The 10,329-nt window shown below is 56.4% G+C and carries 8 protein-coding genes and 1 pseudogene; 5 read left to right on the top strand and 4 right to left on the bottom strand.

The window, feature by feature from the left end; genetic code table 11:
- Positions 1 to 237: 237 nt before the first annotated feature.
- Positions 238 to 905 (bottom strand): annotated as a pseudogene (locus tag CFR72_RS15225) (DUF932 domain-containing protein); the annotation flags it as partial.
- Between the two features lie 138 nt (positions 906 to 1,043).
- On the bottom strand, positions 1,044 to 3,116 hold the full coding sequence (locus CFR72_RS15220) for a ParB/RepB/Spo0J family partition protein (protein WP_110914674.1): 2,073 nt from the start codon (positions 3,114 to 3,116) through the stop codon (positions 1,044 to 1,046).
- A gap of 249 nt (positions 3,117 to 3,365) precedes the next feature.
- Between CFR72_RS15220 and CFR72_RS15215 the strand changes: the two genes are divergently transcribed.
- Entirely contained in the window at positions 3,366 to 4,292 is a 927-nt protein-coding gene (locus CFR72_RS15215) for an NmrA family NAD(P)-binding protein (protein WP_233043995.1), read from the top strand.
- 99 nt (positions 4,293 to 4,391) lie between these two features.
- Here the strand turns inward: CFR72_RS15215 and CFR72_RS15210 are convergent, their stop codons facing one another.
- Complete coding sequence (locus CFR72_RS15210) at positions 4,392 to 4,844, bottom strand: MarR family winged helix-turn-helix transcriptional regulator (protein ID WP_110914672.1); 453 nt, start codon at positions 4,842 to 4,844, stop codon at positions 4,392 to 4,394.
- Between the two features lie 67 nt (positions 4,845 to 4,911).
- On the opposite strand from CFR72_RS15210, the gene CFR72_RS15205 reads away from it, so the two are divergent.
- From CFR72_RS15205 to CFR72_RS15200, 4 genes are all read left to right on the top strand, one after another.
- The gene (locus CFR72_RS15205; protein WP_208630075.1) at positions 4,912 to 6,426 is read left to right on the top strand and encodes an FAD-dependent oxidoreductase; all 1,515 of its coding nucleotides are present in this window, start codon (positions 4,912 to 4,914) and stop codon (positions 6,424 to 6,426) included.
- 360 nt (positions 6,427 to 6,786) lie between these two features.
- Entirely contained in the window at positions 6,787 to 7,284 is a 498-nt protein-coding gene (locus CFR72_RS17335; protein WP_146220756.1) for a hypothetical protein, read from the top strand.
- A 43-nt stretch (positions 7,285 to 7,327) separates the two neighbouring features.
- On the top strand, positions 7,328 to 7,759 hold the full coding sequence (locus CFR72_RS17330; protein WP_146220755.1) for a hypothetical protein: 432 nt from the start codon (positions 7,328 to 7,330) through the stop codon (positions 7,757 to 7,759).
- Positions 7,760 to 7,854: 95 nt separating this feature from the next.
- Entirely contained in the window at positions 7,855 to 9,531 is a 1,677-nt protein-coding gene (locus tag CFR72_RS15200; protein ID WP_167400419.1) for a 5'-methylthioadenosine/S-adenosylhomocysteine nucleosidase family protein, read from the top strand.
- Positions 9,532 to 9,800: 269 nt separating this feature from the next.
- Here CFR72_RS15200 and CFR72_RS15195 read toward each other — a convergent pair whose 3' ends face one another.
- Entirely contained in the window at positions 9,801 to 10,217 is a 417-nt protein-coding gene (locus CFR72_RS15195) for a hypothetical protein (protein ID WP_244182332.1), read from the bottom strand.
- Positions 10,218 to 10,329: the final 112 nt, after the last annotated feature.

Here is a 10,329-nt window from a genome sequence, read left to right as displayed (position 1 = left end):
CATTCACCATGCACGTCTTGCCCTGACACGGTAAGGTCTTCCGCAGGAGCGGTGGATTGCTCCACCCGACGGTCCCTGCCTGGACGGCCCCGAGCCTTACTCCCGACATGCTATGGTCCCCCGCCGGGTTTCCCCGGTTGCAGCTGTTACCAGCCAAGGTAAGTCGGGTGAGCATTGGAATCTCCAGCAATCCAAGTAATCTGTTGATTACACTCAGTGAAACGCGCCGATACGGCGCACGAGGAACAGGAAGACATCGCGATCCGATGCGTAGAGCGTCGTGGTCTCCTTCGTGATGTCGACATGGGGATTGTGAGTCATGGTCGCCCAGTCGATCACACCGGGCACCTTCCAGTTGGTATCATCCATGCCGTCGCCGGCAATTTTGCGCACCGCGCCGACCAGTTCATGGTCCAAGATGCGGCCGTAATCGGGACCGGTCACGGCACGCAGTTCCACGCGCCCGTCTTCCGTCTCCAGCGTCTTGACCAGTTCGGCCCGATGCGACAGCAGCCCGTGCTGCAGGTTGATCGCCGCCAGTGGGGCCGGAAGATTGCGCAGGTACGATGATGGCGCACCGACAAGACTGCACATCTGGCCAAAGGACCAGTGGGTGGGCGCGATTGGCTCATGCTGTCCCGGAACGGTCAAAGTCAGACGCTCGGCATTGTCGCGGGACGCCTCCACGCGGATGGCGCGGCTTTCCACCGTACGAGCGGTGGCGCGCTCGGCACGGGCAAGTGTGGCAGCGTGCAGATCTGACAGCGAGAGATACCGCTCGTCGTCGGGGCGGGAAAACCACTCGGACGAAACGCGGGTGCTGCGTTCGCCACGGGAGGAATCAATCCGGAAGCCGCCGGACGCGGCGCCACGGGACGCAGGGAGCAGATGGTGGCTGTGGTCATGGAAAACTCTCCTCTGATGCCGGTTATTCGGCACAGAAGGCGAAGCCGCCCTCTCCCTCTTTCCGGGGCGCCGGACATAAAAAAAGCGGCTTCCGGTGCCCGGAAGCCGCTGTCTCAAAGTTCCAGACCTCATAAGGGTTACTCGGCGGCGATGGCCTCCATACCCTCGTCCACCGTTGCCGTTTCAACCGGCACTTGCTCTGCACCTCCTACCGTGCGCAACGCCTCGGGCAGCCAGCCCGAACCATCGAGCAGCCGCTCTGCCTCGCGCGCCATGTCGGGCTTCTTCAGGTGGGCGATGCGCTCTGCCGCCTCGTCGCCACGTGCGTCCCGCACGGCCTGCAGGATGCGCGCCTTGGTCACCCGGCCGAGATAATTCTCGACCGTGGGCTGCCAGCCCGCCTCGACCATATCGAGGCTGAGAGCCGATGCCAGACGGTCTGCCCGTCTGAGGCGCTCGGTCACGCTGCGCTGGGACACCGCGCCATAGGCGGGCATGCGCTCGTAGAGCGCGTTGACCCCGAAAGACAGGCAGTGCGCCAGCAGTGCCATTCGGCTGGCATCGTCCAGGCCGTCGATCCACCGCCACAGCGCATCCTCGTCATCCGGTAGATCATGCTTCCAGCCCTCATTGCGCTGGCGCAGTGCGTGAGCTGGCAGGCTACCCGGCATGTCGGGTGAATGGACCAGCAGGGAGATTTCGCGGACATAGGCTTCCAGGCAATCCGCACCCGGTGTCTGCCAGTACAAATCGCGCACCAATATGTGCAGCAGTTCGGTCAGGGCGATGTGCGGGTTGCTGGCGAAAGCATCCCGCAGGGCCAGCGTGCGCCAGGCCGTCAGTTCGGTGAGCAACCGGTCTGGCAGCGGCCTGATACCGTCTTCCTCCTCGGGCTCGACGTCTGGAGCAATGCTATCGCCCTCCTGATAACCATGGCCTGTGCTATCATGGTGCTGCCCATCATATGCGGGGCGATCGTATTCATCGGCGCTGCCCGCATCATCGGTCTCTTCCGGCTCAGTCGGCATGTCCTCGGGTAGGACGAAGCCCCGCTCCACCTGCAGCGTGCCATCGCTGGCAAGGCTGACGAAGGCCCCCGCCCGCGCCATGTCAGCGGGATCGAATGCGAGGGGACGGGCTTCCAGGGCAAGAATGGCCTGTTCGATCTCGCCCAGCTGTGCATCCACCTCATCAGGGTATTCATCGGCCTGGGCGTATTCAGCCTCGATGGCTTCCTGCTCGGCACGCAGGGCTTCAAGACGGGCTGTCTCTTCATCGGTCAGGGGCACTTCCGTGCCATCGATCTCGACGAACTGCCTTGTGTGCCCCCATGGGAACGACAGGGCGGTTTCGACCCACTTCCAGCCCTCGGCGCGGACCTGTTCAGCCGCCTCCTGCAGCTTTTCCATGACCAGCCGGTCCAGAATGGCCGGATCCTGCAGCCAGCCGCCGTCATCGGCCTCGAACAGGTCGCGCATGATAGGCCCACCGGCCGCGAGATAGGTGTCCAGTCCGACGAAGCGCACGCGACGGTCCGAAGCCCGCACGGTTTTCTCCGTCAGCATGCGGCGAATAACATAGGGCTCGCGGTTATGGCTCTGGCTGACAATCTCCCAGACCTGCTCCTGGCGGGCATGGTCATCGCTGATGGAAAAGGCCATCAGCTTTTCCAGGTTCATGCCGTCCTGCTCATAGATATCCAGCAATTTGGCCGACACGGTCATGAGACGCAGACGCTGCTTGACCACGGCCGGTGCCACGAAGAACGCTGCGGCGATTTCCTCCTCGGACATGCCCTTCTCCAGCATGTCACGGAAGGCGCGGAACTGATCCAGAGGATGCAGGGCCACGCGCTGGACGTTTTCGGCCAGGGAATCGTCCTCGGCGAGAATGGCCGATCCGGCCTCGCGCACCACGCACGGCACCGGGGCAGTCTTCGCCAGTTTCTTCTGCTTCACCAGCAGTTCGAGAGCACCGAAACGACGCCCACCGGCGGGCACTTCATAGCTGCCGGTTTCGACACCAGCATCATCAAGGACGGGGCGGACATTCAGGCTCTGCAACAGCCCGCGGCGCTCGATGTCGCGGGCCAGTTCCTCAATCGACAGGCCGGACTTCACACGCCGCACGTTGGACTGGGATAGCACCAGCCGGTTGAACGGGATGTCACGGGACGAACTCAGGGTGATTTTTGGAATAGCGGTCGCCATGGCGAAATACTCCATGACGGGCGGACAGGAGACCCTCCCCTACCCTCTCAACCCGTCATGAAAATCCGCGCAGCCCTCTGACTCTGACTGCCGCCCCCACACCAACCCGTCCCCCTTTCCCGGTAGAAAAATGTCGGCAATGGGATGGAAACAGAACGGCCGCTCATATCGTACCAATCAAACCAGCGGACACATCTTACCCTGACGTTTATAACGGCAGTAAGGCATATGTTAGAGGGTTCTCACGTCATGAAGTCACACGACGAAACCAAGGCAAAAAAGATGTTTGCCGTTCTGGGGGCTTCCGGACACATTGGCGCTGCCGTTGCAGAAACTCTTTTAAAAAGCGGTCATGCCGTGACGGTTATCATACGCAATCCCGCCAAGGCCACGATGTGGGCCGAGCGTGGTGCATCTGTTGCGCTGCTTGATATCCATGACACCAGGACGCTTGCCCGAACACTGGAGCAGGCGGATCGCGCATTCCTGCTTAATCCGCCAGCAAATCCTGCCTTGAACACAGACGTTGAGGAACGGAAGACTGTTCTGTCGATCCTGATGGCTCTCAACAGCACGAAGCTTGAAAAGATCGTTGTCCAGTCGACTTATGATGTGCGGCAAGGAAATCATTGCGGTGATCTGGGTGTTTTGCATGAGTTCGAGCAGGGTGCACAGTGTTCCGGAATTCCATTCTGCATTATTCGTGGCGCGTATTACATGAGTAACTGGCTTCCAGCCTTGGCTCAGGCAAAGCATTCAGGAAAACTGATCAGCCTTCTGCCCGCCCATCTACGCGTCCCGATGGTCGCACCTCAAGATGTCGGGGAACTGGCAGCTGTCTTGTTGTCAGACCCGCTCAATAAGGTCGGCATTTACAGCATTGAAGGCCCTATGCCGTATTCGGCCGATGATATTGCTCGTGAGGCATCACAATATTTTATGCGTGATATTCTCGTAGATGAAGTTCCGCGTTCTGGCTGGCGCGATTATTACATAGAAAATGGATTTTTGGAAGAATCTGCCAGTTCTTATGAAAATATGACGGAAATATTCATCAATCATCCAAACCAATTTTCCGTCGATGCCATTCGAGGCAAAACAAGCTTCTCTACGTACCTCCAGCAAAAAACGACCGTTTTGCGGAATCCATCCAGCATGACAGAACGACTGCCATGAAGGCGTTTGTCGCCTGTCTACTCCATTCTTGAAGAAGACATACGACGTTACGAGGGAAGCAACCGGTTTGATTCTGGTGACAGATTTTCACTGGATTTATCATCGCATCAAGTCGTCCGCGAAGCGTCGCAAAAGCGTCTGTAACTGATCGAGGTCAGTATCCGTCCAGTCGACGAGAATGCGGTTCGCCAGCCTCTGGCGGGCCGCATTCAGCAGGTCGACCATTTCCTGTCCCTTTCCAGTCACTGTCGCTTCGCGAACACGCCTGTCCGCGGCAGACGGGTGGCGCTCGATAAGGCCCAGTTCTTCCAGCTTGGTCATCTGTCGGCTGATCGTCGTATGATCACGTCCTGTACGGTCCGCGAGTTCGACAACACCGACAGGACCGTAACGCCCTACGCGCGCCAGAAGCGGAAACAGGGCGCGATCCAGTGGAATGCCTGCTTCTTCGATCAGTCGATCATCCCGACGCGGCCGGTTGATTTCATCGACCAGATCGATGATCGCGGCATGCAGTCCGCGCAGGATATCAGGATCATGTGTATTATTCACGCTTTTTGTTGCCCTGGACGGTGACCTGAGATACGTGAATATTACACATTGATTCGCGGAGTTGCCAGTGTCCTTCGATACAGACGTCCTGATCTCGGGTGCCGGGGCAGCAGGCCTGACACTTGCGATTGACCTCGCCCGACGCGGGGTTTCGTTCCGACTGATCGAGCAGAACACGCAGCCGTTCAACGGATCGCGCGGGAAAGGCATCCAGCCCCGGACGATGGAGATCTTCGAGGATCTCGGCTTCGTCGACCGCGTGGCGGCGGCAGGCGGTCCTTACCCGCCGCTGTGCCAGTATCGTCCTGATGGAACCCATAAACTGTCGCTTCTGACGGAGGCGGAAGTCTTCCCCACTCCCGCCGAACCTTACGCCGCGCCGCTGATGCTGCCGCAGTTTGCAACCGAAGCCGTCATGCGGGAGCGGCTTGCCGAGCTAGGGCATCATCCTCGCTTCGGCACACGGCTGACCGGATTTGAACAGGACGCACATGGCGTAACGGCGAGGATGCGAGGGGAAACCGGCGAGCATATGATCCGCGCCCGGTTCCTCGTCGGAACCGACGGCGGCCGCAGCTTCGTGCGCCATGCCCTGGCTATTGGTTTTCCGGGAGACGCACTGGGTGTGCGTGCGATTGTTGCCGATGTGCGGCTGGAGGGTCTTGATCGGTCCGTCTGGCATCGTTTCCAGCTCGGTTCACCGGCGACACAGGTGATGATCTGTCCACTGGCGGGAACCGATCTGTTCCAGGTTCAAGCGCCCGTGGCACTGGACGGGGAGATCGACCTGTCTCCGGCCGGACTGACCGCGCTCATCGAGGTCCGGACCGGCAGAGAGGACATCACCGTCCGTTCGGTGTCCTGGTCCTCGGTTTATGCGATGAATGCACGTCTGGCTGATCGCTACCGGGTCGGACGCGTCTTCATTGCGGGGGATGCCGCTCATGTTCACCCGCCAACCGGTGGTCAGGGTTTCAATACCAGCGTTCAGGACGCCTATAATCTCGGCTGGAAGCTGGCCTCCGTGCTCGCGGGTGCGCCGGAAGCGCTGCTCGACAGCTACGAGGCGGAGCGCCGGCCGATCGCGTCGAACATGCTTCATCTCTCGACGCGGCTGCTTGGTGAAGCAAAGCAGGGCACCATGCAGCGCGATCGCGAAGCGCGTCAACTCGACCTCGGCTATCGCGGCTCATCATTGAGCACGCCCGGTTCGGTGTGCGGCAGAGTGCAGGCGGGCGATCGCGCACCCGATGCGGCCTGTCGTGGACAGGCCGGGCAACGGACACGGCTGTTCACGGTTTTTCAAGGGGCTCACTGGACCCTGCTCGGCTACCAGCCGCACGACCGGCCGTCGGCCATCGCGGGCGTCCGTATCGTCACCGTTGGCGCGGGGCATGAACTCGTCGACAAAGATGGCGATATCGTCGCAGCGTACGGGGTCGAACCCGGTCAGTGGGTGCTCGTGCGTCCGGACGGTTACATCGCCGGGATATTTCCCTCTGACGGACTGGAGCCGCAGCTTTCGCGCTATCTCGCGCACGTGCTGCCGTCCTGTCCAGCCGATACGCTCGAAGGGTCATGATTGGGGGGAAAGAGGAATGTCGGCTGTCGGGCAATGCAGTCAAAAAGCAGTCATTTGCGCCATTGCCGTTTATTACAGCGCCCTATTCCTCCCCAGTCGTTTCTACTCTCCTGTAACGCGGATCGCCTTGACAACATTTGGCCGTTCGAGACAGACTCTAGAAGCTTGACCTCTCGCTGGGTTCACCTCTGATCTCCAGAATTTATTGGCGGCTGAAACCAGAATTTAGCTTATAGGGTTTGTCATAATTTGAGATTGCATAATTTGCAATGCAATGGAATATAGGCGCATCGCGCAAGGCTTGCCGCAGTATCAGCGGCGCTTTAAGCCCTTCAGGGTCATAATTATGGTGGTAGGATTTTGTCGATCAAGACAGTAGCGCTCATTGGAAGCTTCAGAAAGGAAAATTACCCCAAGGTAATTAAAACCCTTACGACTTTCAAAACAGCAGGCTTAAACGTCTCCTCCCCTTCAGGGGCAGAGATTGTCAGCGGCACTGAATTTGTCCGTTTCGAAACAGATTTGGCTGAAATGACGGATGCGGAAATCCAGACCGCAACACTTGAACGCATTTTTTCCGCAGACGTCGTTTATGTAGTTACGGGAGAAAATGGATACGTCGGCAAAACAACTTGTTATGAAGTTGGGCGTATAATTCAGCGCAAGCAGCCAATTTATTTTTTTGAACATCCGAATGATTTGCCCGTTCACATCCCCGCCGTGAATGTGGCGCCGCCAGATGAGTTTGTGATACGGTTCGTTGAGAAGCTAGAAAAGCCTTCGTGGCTATATCAGTCCGATGTGGGGGAGATTTTTGATGGGGAACGTCGCCTCACCAGCGCATGTCCGCAAAAATAGGAGTCCGAGACCATTCGTACGCAGGTTCGTGCTTTGCGGCAGCATGTCATTCATTCCCGACATGATGCGAATTTCGGAGTTGCTCGCCACACGCAATGTTGTATCTGTGTTGCCCGATGACGTTGATCTGACATCTGAATACGGCACTCAAGAACAATACAATCGGTTTAAGCGCGGAGTGTCTAGATCCCATATAAATAAAATTCGCGATCCGCAAAGTATTGGTATAGTTGTTGTGAATTTCAATAAGAGAGGCGTCAAGAGTTATATCGGCCCCAATACATTTGCTGAGATTGCTATAGCCTTTGCCGATGCAAAGAAAATATTCATAATGAACGGAATGCCATCTGGATACAGTGACGAACTGAACGCTTGGGGTGTGAGAGACCTCAATGGGAATCTTGAGCCACTTGTGAGCGAATACCACGAACAATGCCGTCACGATCGAAGCCAACTCAACTTTCCTTGGTCCTAGCCCCAGGATCTATTCACCCAAGAATTCTGTTCCTCCATTTTTTTGACCTTCACTTTCTTGAAGAGCGTGGGAACTATGCCCGGACCCAGCGGGTCATGTCCGAAATGGACTTGGCGGTCCGAATATCGATCATTACGGGCAAAAAAATCCTTGTCCCTGCTGCATCGTTTTATGAAACGGATATTGCCCGGTCAGTCCTAGAGCCATTTTTTGCTTCCGACATCGGCGACAGATTTAATTTGGTCGGCAGCGGAAGTTCAGTTGAAGAGTTCCGATGGAGCAAGGCCGATCAGTACCGAACGGGATCAATGCAGCATACCCTGTATTCTAGCATCCTAGACCAAGCCGCTGGCTGGCAGCGACGAGAAAGAAGCGCTACCAAGGATATAACGGGATCTTGGATCAAGGATGCTGAAACAGGGTCTATTGTGGACGAGCTTCATGTTTGGAAGCCGGAAGGAATGTCGCCAACGGCCTTTGCGCGTGCATTCATCGAAGTTCCCGAGAAGCTTGGGGGCGAAGCCTTCATTGCAAAGCACGTCGAAGCGTTGCTGCCTCTTCCGTCGAAAAACATCAATGTAACGAATACTCTTCACCAGACAATAAACTACCATTACTTCAACAGCTACGTAACGGAATTCAAGGCATCCGTGTTTCAAAATATGAACCATCTCGGTGGCGAGGCCATCCCATCTGGAAATCCAAAGGATGATATAGACTTCTCCATGCTGGTGAAGGTATGTCGTGGGAAACGAATATTAGACCGTATTCTCCGGAGTTCGATCAGTCATCTTGATACGTTTTGCTATGACACAGATTTTATAGAGGCCTTTAACATGTCGCAGACAAGTGGTTACGCTCCATTGCCCGTGCACGAGATGGCAACGGCGAGGTTCCAAGCGGACCTCGCAATCCTAACTGCACTCCCTAAGGAACGTGAGGCAGTGGAAGCCGTGTTCGGAAAAGGAGAAATCAAGCGCTTTAAAGACGATCCTAACGTCTATAAGCTCATTAACTTCGAAGTCAGGGGTAAACAGAAGAAAATCGTTGTCGGGGTCTTGTCAGAGATGGGGAATACAAGAGCTGGATCCGCATCGACTGACTTCCTACGCTCCTGTGCCCCTGAGCGTCTCTGGATGATTGGGATAGCCGGTGGCTGTCCGAGACCTAATGACGCTAAGGAGGATATAAGGCTTGGCGATATCGTGATTGCAGACTCGGTCTGGGAAAGTGATTTCGGAAAGATGAATCCGGACCAGACATTTGAGAACCGCGCTCTCTCTCAGCGCGTGTCATACGAGCTCAACCAGTTTGTGAAGCAGTTTCAGTCAGAAAAGTCAGGTTTCGACACTGGATGGATCGAATTCCGGGACAAAGCCCTTAATGAATACGGACTAAGCGCAAACGATTTCCCGCCAGATATTTTGCACGGCAAAAACAAAAGGGTCTTGAAGCGTGCAGACGATCCGAGGCGAAAGCTTTCTCCCTCCATTGTCCATTTTGGTGGCGTTGCAGCAAGCAACACGCTTTTAAAGAGCCCAGAAATACGTGATGAACTCAGGGATAAACATAAAATAAAAGCCGTGGAGATGGAATCGGCCGGACTTCGGGATGCTGGTTGGTCAAGATCCGCAAGAATTGCGGTATTCCGTGGAATTGTCGATTACTGCGACGCGTTCAAGAATGATGATTGGCATAATCCCGCTGCCATTTCAGCTGCTGCAGTCGCAAGATTTATTTTTGAAGCAATAGCAAATTCTGAACCGACGTAACCCTGCGAGCGTTCGGTGAATCGACCTGTTCTGGTCAGGTGTGCAGTTGTCCTCATCAAGCCCATCGCTCGTCGCGCATACGTTTTGGAACAAAGTCTAAGTTGCTGATAAGGAGAGGGGTGCGAATAAATTTCTCTGCTGCCGATGACGGGAGAAAACCTTTCTCTCACACGGACAGACTACATTACCTCTGACGGCACAGACAGTAAACGTCCGCTTACGGAAAGACGTAGGCGCTTGCTCTACGTCTGAGATAGGGCGTAAGCGGACTATTTCCTGAGCCTGATGATTCCGAGTTCGCGCCACATCCACCCAAAATCGTAGGCAGCCATGGCACCGCCACTCCCTTGGGCGTGGACCGTAGCGTTTTCGATATCCTTCAACCAGATGGCCACCTTTTTACGCCCTGAGGCTGTCTGGACGGCCTGGCGCGGCGTCAGATCCCCCAGGGCCGGGACTGGCTCATCAAGCACCTGCCGATAGTGCCGCTCCAGCATCTGCCCGATCATCCGGGCTTCCTCCTCGGGCGGAATCTGCAGTTCTGGCGAGACTTCCCGTCCATGCTTCCCCTGGTCTTCCATCGCCTGCGCCGGCGTCATGATCTGCGTGAGCGGAGCGCGCACGAGATCTCCCAGACCAGCCTGCAGCATGGCACGGCCACGTTCGGCACGCTCTTTCGAGTTCACCTGCAGCCTCAACGTAACCGGCCGTTTGAGGCCGCCTTATGATTGAGGATTGTGACTGGTAACTTACCGTCGTTAACGACGTCGTTATTGACGTCATTTGAGAGGTAAGAAT

The sequence above is a fragment of the Gluconacetobacter entanii genome, from assembly GCF_003206495.1.
In the GTDB taxonomy this organism is placed as follows: domain Bacteria; phylum Pseudomonadota; class Alphaproteobacteria; order Acetobacterales; family Acetobacteraceae; genus Novacetimonas; species Novacetimonas entanii.
This window is presented reverse-complemented; position numbering and strand designations above follow the sequence as displayed.